The sequence below is a fragment of the Bacillus sp. AFS018417 genome, from assembly GCF_002560985.1.
Taxonomy (GTDB): domain Bacteria; phylum Bacillota; class Bacilli; order Bacillales; family Bacillaceae_G; genus Bacillus_A; species Bacillus_A rhizoplanae.
The window spans coordinates 34,816-51,859 of the sequence record NZ_NTTM01000051.1 but is presented as its reverse complement, the minus strand read 5'-3'; the positions used below and the strand labels follow the sequence as shown (position 1 = coordinate 51,859).

The 17,044-nt window shown below is 35.4% G+C and carries 12 protein-coding genes and 2 pseudogenes; 6 read left to right on the top strand and 8 right to left on the bottom strand.

Going from position 1 to position 17,044, the window contains the following annotated elements; all coding sequences use genetic code 11:
* Positions 1 to 59 precede the first annotated feature (59 nt).
* Positions 60 to 908: pseudogene (locus CN326_RS19185) on the top strand (pentapeptide repeat-containing protein).
* 73 nt (positions 909 to 981) lie between these two features.
* Here the strand turns inward: CN326_RS19185 and cysK are convergent.
* Together cysK and CN326_RS19175 are read right to left on the bottom strand one after the other, a co-directional pair.
* Positions 982 to 1,899 (bottom strand): cysteine synthase A, encoded by a 918-nt coding sequence (gene cysK / locus CN326_RS19180; protein WP_098310569.1) that lies wholly within the window; start codon positions 1,897 to 1,899, stop codon positions 982 to 984.
* A gap of 26 nt (positions 1,900 to 1,925) precedes the next feature.
* On the bottom strand, positions 1,926 to 3,134 hold the full coding sequence (locus tag CN326_RS19175) for an MFS transporter (RefSeq protein ID WP_098310568.1): 1,209 nt from the start codon (positions 3,132 to 3,134) through the stop codon (positions 1,926 to 1,928).
* A gap of 267 nt (positions 3,135 to 3,401) precedes the next feature.
* Here CN326_RS19175 and CN326_RS19170 point away from each other — a divergent pair, with 267 nt between their 5' ends.
* Positions 3,402 to 3,962, top strand: a complete 561-nt coding sequence (locus CN326_RS19170; RefSeq protein WP_098310567.1) for a GNAT family N-acetyltransferase — start codon at positions 3,402 to 3,404, stop codon at positions 3,960 to 3,962.
* Positions 3,963 to 4,017: 55 nt separating this feature from the next.
* Here the strand turns inward: CN326_RS19170 and hflX are convergent, their stop codons facing one another.
* Together hflX and CN326_RS19160 are read right to left on the bottom strand one after the other, a co-directional pair.
* The gene (gene hflX / locus CN326_RS19165; protein ID WP_098310566.1) at positions 4,018 to 5,280 is read right to left on the bottom strand and encodes a GTPase HflX; all 1,263 of its coding nucleotides are present in this window, start codon (positions 5,278 to 5,280) and stop codon (positions 4,018 to 4,020) included.
* Between the two features lie 560 nt (positions 5,281 to 5,840).
* Positions 5,841 to 6,644: a polyphosphate kinase 2 family protein gene (locus CN326_RS19160; protein ID WP_098310565.1), complete on the bottom strand. Its 804-nt coding sequence runs from the start codon at positions 6,642 to 6,644 to the stop codon at positions 5,841 to 5,843.
* Between the two features lie 510 nt (positions 6,645 to 7,154).
* Here CN326_RS19160 and CN326_RS19155 point away from each other — a divergent pair.
* On the top strand, positions 7,155 to 8,978 hold the full coding sequence (locus tag CN326_RS19155; protein WP_098310564.1) for an APC family permease: 1,824 nt from the start codon (positions 7,155 to 7,157) through the stop codon (positions 8,976 to 8,978).
* Between the two features lie 1,006 nt (positions 8,979 to 9,984).
* On the opposite strand, the pseudogene CN326_RS19145 reads toward CN326_RS19155, so the two are convergent.
* Positions 9,985 to 10,417: pseudogene (locus tag CN326_RS19145) on the bottom strand (STAS/SEC14 domain-containing protein).
* 531 nt (positions 10,418 to 10,948) lie between these two features.
* On the opposite strand from CN326_RS19145, the gene CN326_RS19140 reads away from it, so the two are divergent.
* Positions 10,949 to 11,422: a hypothetical protein gene (locus CN326_RS19140; RefSeq protein WP_098310561.1), complete on the top strand. Its 474-nt coding sequence runs from the start codon at positions 10,949 to 10,951 to the stop codon at positions 11,420 to 11,422.
* Between the two features lie 495 nt (positions 11,423 to 11,917).
* Here CN326_RS19140 and CN326_RS19135 read toward each other — a convergent pair whose 3' ends face one another.
* The 3 genes from CN326_RS19135 to CN326_RS19125 are packed head-to-tail and all read right to left on the bottom strand — an operon-like array spanning position 11,918 to position 14,515.
* On the bottom strand, positions 11,918 to 12,718 hold the full coding sequence (locus tag CN326_RS19135; protein ID WP_098310560.1) for an ABC transporter permease: 801 nt from the start codon (positions 12,716 to 12,718) through the stop codon (positions 11,918 to 11,920).
* Positions 12,719 to 12,723: 5 nt separating this feature from the next.
* Positions 12,724 to 13,494: an ABC transporter permease gene (locus CN326_RS19130; RefSeq protein WP_255258168.1), complete on the bottom strand. Its 771-nt coding sequence runs from the start codon at positions 13,492 to 13,494 to the stop codon at positions 12,724 to 12,726.
* The gene (locus CN326_RS19125) at positions 13,487 to 14,515 is read right to left on the bottom strand and encodes an ABC transporter ATP-binding protein (protein ID WP_098310558.1); all 1,029 of its coding nucleotides are present in this window, start codon (positions 14,513 to 14,515) and stop codon (positions 13,487 to 13,489) included. The genes CN326_RS19130 and CN326_RS19125 overlap by 8 nt, the downstream gene beginning before the upstream one ends.
* 529 nt (positions 14,516 to 15,044) lie before the next feature.
* Between CN326_RS19125 and CN326_RS19120 the strand changes: the two genes are divergently transcribed.
* Together CN326_RS19120 and CN326_RS25240 are read left to right on the top strand one after the other, a co-directional pair.
* Positions 15,045 to 15,866 (top strand): hypothetical protein, encoded by an 822-nt coding sequence (locus CN326_RS19120; protein WP_098310557.1) that lies wholly within the window; start codon positions 15,045 to 15,047, stop codon positions 15,864 to 15,866.
* A gap of 503 nt (positions 15,867 to 16,369) precedes the next feature.
* Positions 16,370 to 16,888, top strand: coding sequence for a hypothetical protein (locus tag CN326_RS25240; protein WP_255258167.1), 519 nt, complete (start codon positions 16,370 to 16,372; stop codon positions 16,886 to 16,888).
* The last annotated feature ends 156 nt before the right edge of the window (positions 16,889 to 17,044 follow it).

The window sequence follows — 17,044 nt, the reverse complement described above, 5'->3', positions numbered from 1 at the left end:
ACATCGCAATAAAGGAGGTCCACATATTGTTTGAGAACCATGATGATTTAAAACGCGATATGAATCGTAACAACTTGCGCGCTGACTGTGAAAACTGTTTCGGCTTGTGCTGTGTTGCACTTCCCTTCGCAGCTTCGGCAGATTTTGCAATTGATAAAGATGGTGGCAAACCCTGCCCTAATCTGCAATCGGACTTTCGCTGCAGTATTCATAAAGACCTCAGACAGCAAGGGTTTAAAGGATGTACCGTTTTTGAATGCTTCGGCGCAGGACAAAAGGTTTCCCAAGTCACTTTCGAAGGAGTAGACTGGCTTGAAGGTCCAGAAAGGGCGTAGAAAATGTACAATGTGTTTCCAATTATGCAACAACTCCATGAAATGCTCTGGTATTTAACCGAAGCTTTAACGTTGAAAGCAACTCGTCCGATTCACAGTGAGCTTAACCACATGCTTGATGAGACAGAACGACTTTCTCAACTTAGTCCCGATTCACTCTTGGAATTAGACGTTCCATTACACCGAGCAAATGTAAATGCTCTGCTTTTAAAGACAAGCGAACTAGTATGGACGGAGGCACGTCGTCAACATAAGAATTCAAAAAAAGGCAAGAGAATAAACCATCGAGGAGCAAATCTTATGGGTGCAAAACTTAAAGGAGCAGATCTCAGAGGAGCAAATTTGAGAGGAGCATACCTTATTGCTGCCGACCTCCGAGGCGCAGATTTGAGAGCGGCCGATCTTATCGGTGCTGATTTACGAGACGCCGACCTTAGCGGAGCAGATTTCACAGAGAGTATCTTTCTTACCCAAGTTCAGATTAACTCAGCGAAAGGTGATGCACGCACAAAATTACCCCACTTGCTTTCTCGTCCAACACACTGGTCTGCTTTGAGCAAAAAAACAAATTAAAAGAATCCAAGATGCTACATATGTAACAAATAGAAAAAGAGGATGTATATCTCATATACATCCTCCATAGCAATTATTCAAATAACCCCATGCTCAAATACCGTTCCCCTGTATCCGGTGCAATACATAACACTTTTTTCCCAACACCTAGTCTTTTCGCTAGCGTAATCGCAGCAAACACAGAAGCTCCTGATGATGGTCCTACTAAAATCCCCTCTTCTTTCGCAAGCTTCCTCATTGTCCCAATTGCATCTTCATCAGCAATTTGAATGATTTCATTATAAATCTCTGTATTCAAGTTTTTTGGGATAAACCCTGGACTTGTTCCCACTAATTTATGCGGACCCGGAGCACCACCTGATAAAACGGGAGATCCTTTCGGTTCCACGACTGCAATATATAAACCAGGAAGTTTTTCTCGTAATGTTTCTCCTGTCCCTGTAATAGTTCCACCTGTTCCAGCGGTTGCGACAAATGCATCTAATTCACCGTTCATTTGTTCATAAATTTCAACAGCTGTTGTAGTGCGATGAATTTCAGGATTTGCTTTATTCTCAAACTGCTGTGGAATAAAGCTACCTGGAATTTGCTGCTGCAATTCCAGTGCTTTTGCAATTGCCCCCGGCATCCGTTCAGCAGCTGGTGTCAGTACTACTTCAGCTCCGTATGCCTTCAGCAAGTTAATACGCTCTTTGGACATGTTATCAGGCATAATAAGAATTGCTTTATACCCTTTCGCAGCTGCATTCATCGCCAATCCTATTCCAGTATTACCACTTGTCGGTTCAATAATTGTGTCACCAGGTCGTATGAATCCATTTTCTTCTGCCATATGAATTAAATTATAAGCTGCGCGATCCTTTACGCTACGTGACGGGTTAAACATCTCTAACTTTACATATATATCAGCCGCATCTTCCGGAACAATGCGAGATAAACGCACAACAGGTGTATTTCCAATTAATTCTGTAACGTTATGATATATTTTCATATTCAGGGCTCCTATTCCATCCATTTCTACATCATTTTACGATCATTTGGCAGTAACCATGATGATAAACCAATTAACGGCAACATACTACATAGCAGCATAATGAAGTTAAGACTATATATATCTGCCAATTTCCCAAGTACAACCGCTCCTAGTGCTCCAAGTCCAAATGCGAGTCCGACAATTAAGCCAGATACCATACCGACTTTTCCAGGAACAAGCTCCTGTGCATACACAACGATAACACTAAAACTACTAGAACTAATAAATCCAATACAGAGAAATAACGGGACAACCCAAATAAGCGAAACGTGCGGCAATAGCAGTGCTAGAGGTGCTGAACCGAGCATGGAAAAGACAATAATATTTCGCTTTCCAAACCGATCTGCTAACGGTCCTCCAAAAAACGTTCCAAGCACGCCGGCAATCATGAAAGCAAACACATAAAACTGTGCATTTTTAATAGATAGTCCATAATGTTCAATTAAATAAAATTGATAAAAGTTCCCAATCCCTGCTCCGTACCATGAACGAACAAACGTCAAAAATACAAGTAAAACAATCACAAACTTAACCCGGCTGCTTATGACTAGACTTTCCGCTTCTAGTGCAGCTCGTTTCTTCCTTCTTACAGCCCCGCTTTCTAACTCCCCTTTATACCATGTAGAAACAAAGTATAATAAGACAATTCCGACCACCGCAAAGCCTGTAAACCAAATAGTACCGATTTGACCAAGCGGAACAAATACGAGTGCCGTAAAAATTGGCGCAAGCGAATTCCCGGTATTTCCTCCTACTTGATAAATTGATTGCGCTAAACCTCTCTTTGCTCCTGCTGCCATATAAGCAACACGTGCTCCTTCTGGATGAAAGACAGCGGATCCAAGTCCAATAAATAGAACAGATAAAATAACAATAAAAAAGTTCGGTGCAAACGCAAGTCCAATCATCCCAAGCATGCTTGAGAACATTCCAAGTGGCAGTAAATACGGGGAAGGCTTCTTATCTGAATACATCCCAAACATCGGCTGCATAATGGATGATGTCATATTCAAAGCAAAGGCAATCCACCCCACCTGCATATAAGATAAATTCATCGACTTTTCCAAAATTGGAAATAGCGCTGGCACAACTGCCTGCATCGAGTCATTAAGAAAATGCCCGAAGCTAATCGCAAATAAAATACGGTAAATCGTTGGTGTAGTCATCGCATTCGGCTTTTGTGCTACCTGCATGTTACACGCTCCTCTCCTCCTGTGCTGAAAATAGCCTGTGTATATATTTCATACACCCGCTTATTTTTCTGACTTTTTAAACATTTACTATTCTATACCTCTTTTTTACCTTTTTCCACTTCTCTGCTTACTGTCGTATGAAAAACACGTAAAGACTGAAATCTAGTAACTACCCTTTTTTATTAGTTTTTAAAATTCAGAAAACCATTTACCATATACATCCATTCAAGTATCATAATATAAAAGAACAAGTAAGGAGCATTTAACATGAATCCATTATTATTAAATTTCCCTGCTGAATTTTATACTGAAAGGCTTCTCATACGAATGCCAAGACCTGGAGACGGAAAAGAAGTATATAAAGCAATCAATGAGTCTATGGAAGTGTTAAAACCTTGGATGCCTTTTGCTCAAAAAGAACAAACGGAACAAGAAGTAGAAGCAAACATTAGAGATTCTCACGTAAAATTCTTGGCACGCGAAGATTTACGTTTACTCGTTTTTCTTAAAGAGACAGGTGAATTTATTGCTTCTTCAGGATTACACCGTATTAACTGGGATATTCCAAAATTTGAAATTGGTTATTGGATTCATTCTTGTTTTAGCGGGCAAGGATACATGACAGAAGCCGTTACAGGAATTATAGATTTTGCCTTTAATGAATTACAAGCAAATCGAGTGGAAATCCGCTGTGACTCAAGAAATGTAAAAAGCCGTGCCATACCCGAAAAATTAGGTTTCAAATTGGAGGGGATTTTAGAGAATAACAGCGTATCAGTAGATGGTGCTGAATTAAGAGATACGTGTGTATATGCAAAGAAAAGATAACGAAAAGAAGAGTTGCTATACAGCAACTCTTTTCTTCATCTTTCAAAGGAACTCTTTAGTGTATTACATACTTTTTATATTTTTCAAAATCACTCGTTTTACATTCCACGGTAATTTTCGTACCTTCATTTTCATAGTCTGTCGATAAAACATGAGCATGTTCGTTAAAATAAGAAATTAACTGTCCTTGATCATAAGGAATTAACATTTCACATTGTATAAAATCTTGATAAATTTGTGTACGAATCATTTGTACAAGCTCATCCATACCTACTTTTTGTTTAGCAGACAAATACACACGATTATCTTGTACCTTTGGAATTTCAATATCCATAACATCTGCTTTATTATAAGCATAAATCGTTGGAATATTTTCAACACCGATTTGTTTTAACGTTTGATTTGTAATGTCAATGAGATGCTCATAATTTGGATTTGCATAATCAACAACATGAATAAGTAAATCTGCCTCCGCTACTTCTTCTAACGTCGAACGGAACGCTTTCACAAGATGATGCGGCAATTTACTAACGAACCCAACTGTATCTGTTAATAAAAATGATTTGTTATCTGGTAATTGAATATTTCGCACAGCTGTTTCGAGCGTCGCAAATAACATATCTTTCTCAAATACTTGTTTCTCTGCAGATCCGTTAAACATTTCAAGCATCGCATTCATCGTTGTTGATTTACCTGCGTTCGTATATCCTACTAACGACACAACAGGTATTTCATTTTTCTTACGCTGTTTACGCTGCGTTTGACGATGCAAAGTAAGTGCTTCTAGTTCTTTATTTAGCGCTGCAATTTGCTCTTCAATCTTACGGCGATCAAGTTCTAGTTTCTTTTCCCCGACACCTTTGTTTCTCGTACCAACACCGCCGCTTTGTCTTCCAAGCGATTCGCGAAGACCAATTAAACGCGGCATCATATATTGCAAATGCGCGACTTCAACCTGTAATTGTGCTTCTTTTGTCTTTGCACGTTGCGCAAAAATATCTAAAATTAAAATTGTACGGTCAATCACTTTGCAATCTATATCCGCTTCCAAATTTCGGATTTGTGAAGGAGATAACTCATCGTTGAAAATTACCAAATTTGCATCTGCTTCTTTCACAAACGCTGACACTTCTTCAATTTTACCCGTTCCAATATAATGAGATGGGTTCACACGATGTAAATTTTGTGTAACTTGCCCTATCACTTCCACATCGCACGCTTCCGCTAAATTCGCTAACTCCTCCATTGAATATTCGAAATCACTTTGACTATTTAAATTCACTCCGACTAATATTGCTTTTTGTACTAATTCTTCCATATATTTATTCCTCCATTTCGATTACGCGCAAAATAAAAAACACAAGCTACTGCCTGTGTTTTTCATAAACGGATGAGAGCACGACAAATAAACATAAAAAGCATCGCTGCCAGCTTGTTCAATGGTCGTCAAATCCAGCATGATACACCAATTCTAAGAAATGTTTGTATACATGCATCGTATCATTCTGTTTTTAAAGGCAAAACAAAAAGAGGGTGTATTCGTCCCTCCCTCTTTTCACATATAAGTTTAATAGGGTTCCTTTAAAGAGACAGACCAATCCCGTTCACTCTGTACACAGACAGAGCCTTTGAGCGCTATTCAATTATCGGCACAAAGTATTGAGACGTAATCTGATTAAGATCAAAGGAGACCCCTCCGTTCATTAAAAGTTACATAAATTTTAGCACAGTTATATAACTGACACAAGAATAAACTCCATTTATTAGCATAAAGAAAATCGTTATTTTTCTATCTTATTCATCATTTTTTGCGCATACGTCTTTTCCTATAACAAACGAAAGAAAACGCCTTGGTTTCAACAAGCACTTCGCCCACACTTATATCTTATGCTCTTCTTCAATGTCCTCTTGCTTTTCTTCTTTCATTTCATGATAGTATGATGGCAGTTCTATGCCATGTTCTGAGAAATAGTCCTCAATTAATGAAATTATCACTTTCAATGTTTTTACACGCGCATACAATTTATCATTTCCAGGTATAATATTCCACCTTGCATTCGGTTTATCTGTTTTTTCGAACATATCTTCCATTGCCTCGACATATTCATCCCACTTTTCACGATTGCGCCAATCTTCATCTGTAATTTTCCATTTCTTAAGAGGATTTTGCTCTCGCTCTTTAAATCGCGCTAACTGTTCATCTTTGCTAATGTGATAGAAAAATTTCGCTACTATGTAATGATCATCTGTTAATAGTTTTTCAAAATCATTGATTTCATCGTATGCTCTAGTCCACTCTTCTTTTGTAGCAAAACCCTCTACACGTTCAACCAATACACGACCGTACCAAGAGCGATCGAAAATAGTGATTTGGCCATATTGCGGGATTTTCCGCCAAAATCGTTGCAGATAATGATAACGTTTTTCATGAGGAGCAGGTGCACCAATTGGATTTACTTGCAAGCCGCGCGGATCAAGGTGCTCGGTAATTCGTTTAATTGCTCCTCCCTTGCCGGCAGCATCCCATCCTTCCATGGCCAAAATAACGGCTATTTTTTCTTCTCGTAAAATCTGCTGCAACGCTAGTAAACGCATTTGATATTTTTCAAGCTTCTTATTATATTTTTGTTTCGATTCAATTTTTTTGGTTAAATCTACTTTTGCAAGATGATCTTTTTTCATAATTTAAGCCCCCTTTTTAAATAACCAACATTATTTTAACATAATTTTCAGTATTTTGTGTATACATATCTCATTAAAGAATACCAACACGTATCACATGCTATATATACTTTAAGTAATATATCTTTGATACTTTGTTTATAGCTTTTACAAAGTAATCAAAAAAACTTCATTGGAATTATCTGTGTTAAGAGAATTTTGTTTCTTAAAAATACAATACAAACATTAACTTGCATTACCGAATAAATGATAGAAAAAGAGTTTTTTTGAACTTTATTTTTAATTACTAAACAATCATTCATCAGCTTCCCAATACAAAGAAAAATGACTTAACCCCTTCCCTTCTCTCTTGTCTATATCCATTCTTTTTATGTAGTAAAAAAGTGATTCTGTCACTGTTTTGTCAATTTATTATTAAAGGATAAAGAATTCATAATAAAAATATCTATTCACTCGCTATCAATTGTGATATTCTGTTCATTGGAAAATTTATATATTGGTGGTGCATCCATGTTTTCATCGTTCAAAAGGTTTTTAATTGGTAGACCCCTTAAATCAAACGCCTTAGGCGAACAAAAATTAAATAAGCTAAAGGCATTGGCTATTCTTTCATCTGATGCTCTTTCTTCTGTTGCGTATGGAACGGAACAGATTTTAATTGTTCTTGCAGCACTTGGATCGATTGCCTTTTGGTACTCTATTCCAATTGCAATCGGGGTTCTTATTTTATTAACCGCACTTATTTTATCGTACAGACAGATTATTTTTGCCTATCCGCATGGAGGAGGAGCTTACGTTGTTTCTAAGACAAATTTAGGTATAAATGCCGGACTCGTTGCTGGCGGATCCTTATTGGTAGATTATATCCTTACCGTAGCTGTAAGTGTATCAGCGGGAACAGATGCGATTACATCTGCGTTTCCGGCTTTACATCAGTATACCGTTCCAATCGCGGTCATACTTGTTATTTTCATTACAATCCTGAATCTTAGAGGAGTAACAGAATCCGCTTCTATTCTAGCTTATCCTGTCTATCTCTTCGTATTAGCACTCATTTTATTAATTACTGTTGGAGTGTTTAAAATCGTAACTGGACAAGCGCCAGCAACCCTACATACACCTATTGGTACTGCTGTACCGGGAGTTACATTATTCTTTTTATTAAAAGCATTCTCATCTGGATGTTCTGCATTAACAGGTGTAGAGGCTATTTCAAATGCTATTCCTAATTTTAAAGAACCCGCTGCTAAAAATGCGGCCAAAACATTAGTTATGATGGGAACAATTCTAGCAGTCTTATTTACCGGAATCACTATTTTGGCATTTTGGTACGGTATTGCTCCGAAGCCTACTGAAACTGTTGTATCTCAAATTGCATCAGATGTATTCGGAAGAAATTATGTTTACTACTTTATACAAGGAACAACAGCACTTATTTTAGTATTAGCTGCTAATACAGGATTCTCAGCATTCCCATTATTAGCTTTCAACCTAGCATCAGATAAATACATGCCTCGCATGTTTTTAATGCGCGGTGATCGCTTAGGATATTCAAATGGAATTTTGACACTAGGAATCGCTTCTATTATTTTAATAATTGCGTTTCAAGGAAAAACAGAGCAACTAATCCCGCTATATGCAGTTGGTGTATTCCTTCCTTTCACCTTGTCGCAAACAGGAATGATTGTAAAATGGTTACGCGAAAAGCCAAAAGGATGGTTACCTAAATTACTAACAAATCTAGTAGGGGCGCTTATTTCACTATCTGTATTACTGATTTTCTTTATCACAAAGTTTACACAAGTATGGTCTGTCGTTATATTCCTGCCAATTATTGTGTACACCTGTCATCGTATTTATAAACATTACGATTCCGTTGGAGAACAACTACGTATCGATCCAAATGCAGTTTCTCACAAATTTGAAGGAAACATTGTCATCGTACCCGTTGCAGGAATCACAAAAGTAGTCGAACAATCGATTAATTATGCCGAGGCTATTGGTGATACTGTCATCGCCGTATATGTAGCCTTCGACAAAGAAAGTGAAATAAAAATGCAACAAAAATGGAAAGAATGGAAACCAGGTGTTCGCCTTATTACAGTGGTTTCTTCTTACAGAAGCTTAATGAGACCTCTTACAAAATTAGTAGCTATGATTCAAGATAAAGCACAGGAAAATCATCAGTCAGTTACTGTGCTCATTCCGCAATTTATAACCAAAAAAAGTTGGCATAACATCTTACACAACCAATCAAGTGTTTTATTAAGGGTATACCTTTTATATAAAAAGAATGTTATCGTTTCAACTGTTCCGTTTCGATTTAAGAAATAGCTAGTAAAATATTAAATTTTTCTATCCTTGTAGAAGAATAAGAACCCTAACTATAAATAAGTTAGGGTTCTTGTTTTTATTAGTTAGTTTTTAATACTTCTTCCCACTGTACCTATTTTGCATGCGGAGAAATTTTTGAACATGCATCTCTTATCTCTTAGTTTTCACATCACATTGTTAATATGATTACGGACAAGCCTTTTTGCTATTGGCTCTGTTAAAGAATAATGTTGATAATTTAGCAAATAAAAAAGAAACGAATCTCTTAATCAAAAAAAAGAGACAAAACAGACGCCTCCTAAGAAGAAACAAATCAATCCACAAACAATTGCTGCGTTGTTGCTGACAGGCGCGCAAGTTGTGTACTGGATTATTCAAATTTGTAAACTTCTACTTTTCTAATTATCTAGAGGTATGCCCATTTTGACTCCTAAATCCCAGCGGAGTGTGGTTTTTACCAGTACGGATCTTCTGGTTTCAAAACCCTCTCCCATATTTATAATATGAGATATTTCCCCTTTTGACTCTTCCGTATATCTTTTATTTCATTCAGGGATAGCGTCCCGAAATTTCAATAAGAAAATCATTAAAAACAGCCTTGATTATATATTAAGTTTGTCTTTACAGTTCTCGCAAATAAATTTCCCCTCCAAATTTAAATAGGCTTTAATTTCTGTAAATCCTTTTCTCTTAGGATAGGGTACGATTACTAATGCTTGTTCGTCCTTTTTAATATCTTCCTTACAGTAGACGCATTTCGGAACTATCAATGCCACATTAATCCCCTCTTTCATCAACATAACGATTATATTTAAAAATCTCTTGTAGTCGATCTTGACCTTTAGTGAATTCCTTAATGGGGTACCGCCAGCATTTTGGAAAAAAACCACGCTAAGCAAAAAATACAATAAGCTGCCCATATGGACAATTCATTTACATAATTATCGTTATCGGTAGTTTCGATTTCAACAAAAAAAGGATTAGCTAAATGCTAGTCCTAAAGGTTTTATATTGGATATTCATTCAACCAAATTAATGCTTGTTCATAATTATCAAAAAAATTTACAGATTCTTTTGTATTGGACTGTTGTAAATAATTCATTATCTCTCCTTCCTCAAGGAGAAACGCAATTGCTTTACTATGATTCAAAATGTTTTCATTGAAAAACTTATCTTTCCATGCTTTTTGAACTGAAAAATGATCTGGAGTGTACCCTTTTCTATCTATCAACAATTTGTATTTCCGACCTTCGGAAATGAATTGCTGACAAACTTTCTCGAATCCTTTAAACCATTCGTTAACATCATCTGTTTTAATCTTGCCAATCAGATGGGTAACAATTAAATCTCCTGAAACTGTTGTGCTAATATTCTGTTTACTCAACTTGGAATCATCCCCTTTAGTTACAATTATGTGTAAAAAACTTTATGAAATCAATTAAAAGAAGGAATGATTAATTTTTTATGAATAATATATACATATCTACTTAACATAACGTCTCATTATCAGCAGTAACCAAATCCTAGAAAGCCATTCATACCAATAGTTTGTCAGCCTTCCGTTCCCCTTCCGCTGTATGCAAGATTTCATACATCCCTGTCACAACAGCATTTGGCAGTTCAAACCGTTCTCGTAGCCTGCATGAAATCCTGCATATCCTTAGCGTATAAAATCCACGTTTTGTTGGCGAGACCTCAAAAAGAAGCGCGAAACGCACTTCTTTTCTTTGTAATCACTACACATTACATTGCTAATATGATTACGGACAAGCCTTCTTGTTATTAAATAATTCAGCTCCTCCCTACTAAATAAAAGAAAACATTACGGATTACTCACCTTTCAAATAATCGTTGTTATCGAAAGCTGCTATCAATTCCCACATATTTTATTACTAATTCCTCAGTACATATTACCTTGTATTTAAGAAAATGATAAATACGATGAAATCTTGTACTTTGGAGGTTATAGTATGCGAAAAATAACATTTGTTCTTTTTTGTATGATGTGTTTTATATTTAATAGCAATATATTAGCGAAAGCTTCCTCATTTAATAATCTGCCTATTTCAAAGTCCTCTGAACGTTGGTATTTAAAAATTAATAAATCTGACGATGAGCCAAGGCTTTCAAAACCAAAACCAGGTGTATTTAATACATATAGTCTAGATGTGAAGAACATGGGGAAAAATGCTTATAATTTAGATGTAGATATATACAGTAACTTTAACGATTCCAAAACTTTGCGGGCAAACATGGACGCACCGGAAACTGAAAGAACAGTTCCAAATAATGAATGCCATTTTTCTAATTTTCCTGTGTCAGTAAAAGCAAAGAGTATTACCGTTATCATTACATGGGAGGAAGAGCTACCTAAGACATTCTCTGATGGTAAAACGATAAAAGCAAGAAAATATAAAGAAATATTTGTGTTCGATCAAAAGTAAATGATAAAAAGCTCTCCTTAAAACTAGAGAGCTTTTTATCATCTATTTAGGTATGAATACCATATATACAAAGTTGATATAACGCATATTATTGAAAGTAAAAAAGCGAATCATTTCTTATCCATCCAATGACAAAAAGAGGTGCAATTTGTACTGAACTCCAAAAGTTAGACTTTTTCGAAGTGATTCCTTACTCCAATTTTTCTTTTAGTTATCATCCAGTTTCGATACGATTTCAAGTATGATTTTTGAAAATCTGCTAAATCATAGTTCTATCCAATAATGCTGAACAATTTCGCCAGTATCATGGGGAATTACATCATTTTCCAAATTTGATAAAACACATCGCACTTCAAAAAAGATGATTTTATTTACTGCCATTTTTTCTGAAGAGTTTAAGAGTGGACAAACAAATAAACCCTCAAAATTTCCTGTTAGTCATCCATGCTGTGAGGCCGACACACATGACTAACAGGAATTAATAGCTCAATAAAATTAACTTCCTGTACTAGTAAATACACTTAATCCATATTTCCAAAAACGATAAGCAATGAAACATAGTATTATAGCGACGAGTGGTGTACACAAAGAAACCCATTTATACCCCTTATCGAAGAAAAAGGCAGCTGGGTAAAAGGATGTAAAACTATATGGAATAATAAATGTTAAAATAAATGCTATAACTTTATTATAGATAGTAATTGGATAACGTGAAAAATCGCTTAAACTAAATACCGCTGATACAACAGGAAGACTATCTGTCATCCAAAAGGAAAACGTAATAAAAAACAGATTTAATGCAACAAAGATAAACCCACTGGATATAATCATGACAAGAAGCATTAGTACATTTCCTATAGTCATAGAAATATTTAGATGACTAGTAGAATAAGAAAGAATAATTCCCCCTATGATGAGTTGGCCAAATCCATCTTGTTGAACACGCTCTGCTACAATTTGAAATAGCGGGTTAATCGGACGAATCAGCAGGCGGTCTAAATTTCCTGTCCGAATGTATTGCCACCCAATTGTCCATAAATTATCAAAGAAAATATGATGAATTGCCCTTCCTGCAAAGGCAATGCCATAGATTAAGAGGATTTGATAAAAATTCCATCCCTTTAAAGTTTCAATATGATCAAATACCACTTTTATAAAAAAGATTGAGGCAAATTGTTGAATAAAAACAGACGAAATTCCTATGAGAAAGTCTACTTTATACTCCATCATAACTTTTAAATGCTGTTTAAAATAGACAGTGTACAAGAATGCGTACCGTTTAAGAGTGTGCAACACGGCACTCACCCCCCAAATATTGTGATTTTCCGAATTGCGAGAGCCCATAAGAATCGGGCAAGAACTGCAATGAGCATAAACCATATAAATTGTGTCGCAATGGCCATGTAAGCCGCAGAACCTGAAATAGAGCCTGTATAAATAGAAACAGGTATATAGACCATAGACTGGAATGGTAAAAATATACTAATCTCTTGAAACCAGTGTGGATAAAGCGATAATGGGACGAGTGCACCAGAACAGAACTGAATAATGGAGTCTCGCAGAAGGCGAAGTCCCCATACGTTGATAGTCCAGAATGCTAATATACCAATAATAAGGTCTAATTGTGTCCCGATTAAAATACCTAATATTACACTGATGATAAATAATCCAAAAGACTCTAATGATTGTGGTAGTTCTATCCCTATAAACCAAATGGAAAACAGTAACATAGGAAACGTTGTCCGAATAGAATTAGAAATTTTTTGTCCTATATCCATAGCTACCAGTTTGTCTAATAAATGGTACGGCTTCATAAGTTCCAGCGCTATGTCACCTTGTTTAATCATTCTCGCTAAATTGTCCCCAACCCCTGATACATATTGTTCCAATAATAAAGCAATCACCATATAAGTTAGCATATTAGTTAGTGAAAGTGCTCCAACAGTCTGTTTATTCTCATAAACAGCAGTCCAAAAATAATATAACGTACATAATTTAACGATAATTGCAAATGTACCAGCCCAATACCATGCTGCATAAGAAGCATCTAGCTTTATCTGTACTTTAAGCATTTCCCAATATTTCCTCAAGGGATTCCTCACCTCCATGCTGATAAAGATCTTTAATAATTGTCTCCAATTTAGGATTTGAAATCGTCAAGTCTGATATTTTATTGTGCCTTGCTAGTTCTGAAAGCACAAATTCCGATGAAACATACTTTGTGTGAAAACTTAGTTCTACGTGAGAAGTATTTTCTGCTTCACTCTTCTGTATCGCTATGTAATTTTGTATTGATACAGGAATCTCAAACATTGCGTGCTCTTCTAATTCTAAAGATAGAATGCGGTTATAAGAAAAACGATCTTTAAGATCTTGTAAGTCCCCATCATAAATAATAAACCCTTTATCAATAATAATAATTCGCTCACAAAGCTCTTCTATATCCTGCATATCATGTGTAGTTAATACAACTGTTGCGTCCAATTTCTTATTCATTTCCTTAATAAAACTACGTATTTTCGCCTTTACATCAATATCTAGACCAATTGTAGGTTCATCTAAGAACACAACAGAAGGTTGATGAAGAAAAGCAGCAGCCAACTCACAACGCATTTTTTGTCCGAGTGATAACTGTCGAACAGGTAATGGCATTAAAGTCCCTAGATCCAATACATCCTCAAATAAATGCAACATTTCCTGATATTTTGTTTCTGGAATCTCATAAACATGTTTTAATAGTTCAAAAGACTCTCGCACCGGTATATCCCAAGCAAGTTGTGTGCGTTGTCCAAAAACAGCTCCAATATTTTTAGCATTTTCCTGTCTATTTTTGTATGGAATAATTCCATTTACCTTAATTTCACCAGTATCTGGAGTTAAAATTCCACACAGCATCTTAATAGTGGTCGACTTTCCAGCACCGTTGAATCCGATATATCCGACCATTTCCCCTTTTTCAACAGAAAAAGAAATTGGTTTTACCGCTTGCTTATCATAATATTTACGTTTTATTAAAGCTTTTATTGCACCTATTAAGCCTGGCTTCCTCTCTAAAATCTTATAGCTCTTAGTAACATTTTTTACTTCAATCATTTACAATTCCCCTACTTCCCCTTTTCCAAATATGAGCCGTTATACATCTGAAGTATTACAACAATTAAATAAATCCCTTCACCCTATTACACCTACCTCCTATAAAATGAGAATTGATTGTAGATTAAGCTATCATTCTTTTTAACGAAAGCGTTTGCATAAATTGGGAACTAGTATAATTTTACAGTAGCATTTTAATATTATCAACAAATTTAAGAAAGGTATTAATTATACAACGAGCTAATGATGATAAAGTTGGGTGAAACGTTTCAATTGGAAAGATTTTATATGCAACCCCTTGCAAAAACAACCCAACGAGACAAGTAATTATTCTTACATACTTATGTAGAAACAAAAATGCATATACAAATAAATGTATATTTTATAAGGTAAGGAATTTTAACTTCAAATATCGATAACACTGATTACAAATGGCTATATGTCAATTTCTTTATGATACATAAAGTTATATCCCTTTCCTCACACTAGCTTAGAGATTAGTTAAAAACAGAAAAGTGAGGTTTATGATATGAAGACTTTATGTAAAAACATTATTGCTAGCGGAATAGCATTCACTTTGTTCACTGGAGGCGATTTTTTATTGCCCTCTACTCCCTCATATATAAAAACTGTATCCGCTGCTGCTAGTACAAATAATCCAGTTGAACAAGAAGCACGTCAAGCCGTGAGCAATTTCTTCTCTGCTCAGAAATCAGGAAATGTCGAACAGATGATAAAGTATTCTACATATATACCTGATATAACAAATCTCAAAGAATTATATACACAGTTCAATAAGCAGCATCCTTTGCTTAACGCTTCAATTACTGATGCAAAAGTGATTAATCATTCACTTGTTATTATTTCTACTGAGATACATTTGAAAGATAGGGTTGTGATTAGCACAACTCCTGTTTACAAAGAAAATAACCATTGGAAAATCATAAGAGGAATTCCACCTCAAGGTTATACAGAGACCAATTCCCTACATAAAGCAGCCACGGTAGAAAACGAGGCTCAAAAAGTTATTCAAAATTGTATTAAGGCTATAGAATCGGGAAAAATAGATGATTTATTGACACATCTGTATATTGCTTCTCCTTATAGTAATGAACAAGTAAAGCAACACTTCATACGTTTAAGTAAGGATTCTACAAAAACAGAGCTTAAGCAGTTAACAGTTGTTGGAAAGAGTTTGGCTTTAGTTAAACTAGAACAAGACTTTGGTAACTATAAGATTTCAGAAACGATTCCTATGTTTAAGGAATCAAATCAATGGAAATTGGTATTCGGTCAGAGATTAACTAGTGATTCTATTCCGATAGGTACAAATGTACAGAAAATTAAATAAGTAGCATAAGAAAACGATAAATTGTTCAATTCCCAAGGGTTTTATCAATACTAAAGGAATAAGATCCCACAGCGTTATCCCAATACTAAGGTAAATTTATATATCCATAATATACAAAGTAATGTCAGGGAATTATAACCTTTGATACCACCCTGAAGGGGATATATTGAAATGAAAATAATGCTCATTATCTTACTCTCATTAAGGATTTTAAACTCTTCTTCAATGCTTATTTTTGCTAACGAGAATCAGAAAGAAAATCTCATGAAAATTGTTAAGGAGTTTAAACCGTCAAATTCGCTACTTGTAAGCCCTGAAAATCCTTTTTCTACAAGCCAATTCAACTCTACGACTTCAACCAGGATGGGCAGAAAGAAATAATCGTTACTTTTCAAATTAAAGCAAAAGAACAACCCTCTCCCTCTCAGTTTGGAGTAATAGTTTTAAAGAGAGCGCATAATAATTGGCAAAAAATTCGGGAGACAAAAACTCAAGGCGTTGGTTTGGAGTTTTCAGGTTTAGCTGATATTACTGGTGATGGTATAAAAGAATATTTATTTGGTGTTACGATTGGTGCAGCAGCAGGAAATAAACTTGAAGTTTTCCAATGGAATGATAACTCATTCAAAAAGATTGCAGATGTTCCTTATCATAAGATGGATATTTTGTACGGAAATCAAAAGATAGGCTTAGCAGTTCGGCAGTGGTACCTTGCTGATAGCTACCTTGTAGATGTATTAAAATGGAACGGTAAAAAATTGACTTTTGATGCTGAATTATATTCCCAATACTACCCTGCCATTGAAAAATTCTATAACGATAAAATTTCAGAACTGGATGCCTGGTTTTATTGGTATTGTCTTGCGGATGCTCAAATAAAAGCAAATTTATTGGAAGAAGCCTCTAAATCCATTCAAAAAGGGTATTCATTAGCAAAGCAATTATCGATGCCAGATGTAGTTCAAAATTTTAACGAATTAACTGGCAGACTTGAAGAAAAGAAAAAACACTTTTCCAACTAAAAACAGTAAATGTCCTGTTTAACTAGGACATTTACTGTTTTTTCTTTTAAAGCTCTAATAAAATAACATAATTGACAATATGCCCAACACTGTTATAATGGTACATCGGTACAAAAATAACAAAATGGTGATTTTGAGCAAAAAGGATGTGGAATT

Excerpts from the sequence above, each read along its gene's own strand:
- cysK (WP_098310569.1), bottom strand. The coding sequence starts at position 1,899 with ATGAAAATATATCATAACGTTACAGAATTAATTGGAAATACACCTGTT.
- CN326_RS19175 (WP_098310568.1), bottom strand. The coding sequence starts at position 3,134 with ATGCAGGTAGCACAAAAGCCGAATGCGATGACTACACCAACGATTTAC.
- CN326_RS19170 (WP_098310567.1), top strand. The coding sequence starts at position 3,402 with ATGAATCCATTATTATTAAATTTCCCTGCTGAATTTTATACTGAAAGG.
- hflX (WP_098310566.1), bottom strand. The coding sequence starts at position 5,280 with ATGGAAGAATTAGTACAAAAAGCAATATTAGTCGGAGTGAATTTAAAT.
- CN326_RS19160 (WP_098310565.1), bottom strand. The coding sequence starts at position 6,644 with ATGAAAAAAGATCATCTTGCAAAAGTAGATTTAACCAAAAAAATTGAA.
- CN326_RS19155 (WP_098310564.1), top strand. The coding sequence starts at position 7,155 with ATGTTTTCATCGTTCAAAAGGTTTTTAATTGGTAGACCCCTTAAATCA.
- CN326_RS19140 (WP_098310561.1), top strand. The coding sequence starts at position 10,949 with ATGCGAAAAATAACATTTGTTCTTTTTTGTATGATGTGTTTTATATTT.
- CN326_RS19130 (WP_255258168.1), bottom strand. The coding sequence starts at position 13,494 with ATGCTTAAAGTACAGATAAAGCTAGATGCTTCTTATGCAGCATGGTAT.
- CN326_RS19125 (WP_098310558.1), bottom strand. The coding sequence starts at position 14,515 with ATGATTGAAGTAAAAAATGTTACTAAGAGCTATAAGATTTTAGAGAGG.
- CN326_RS19120 (WP_098310557.1), top strand. The coding sequence starts at position 15,045 with ATGAAGACTTTATGTAAAAACATTATTGCTAGCGGAATAGCATTCACT.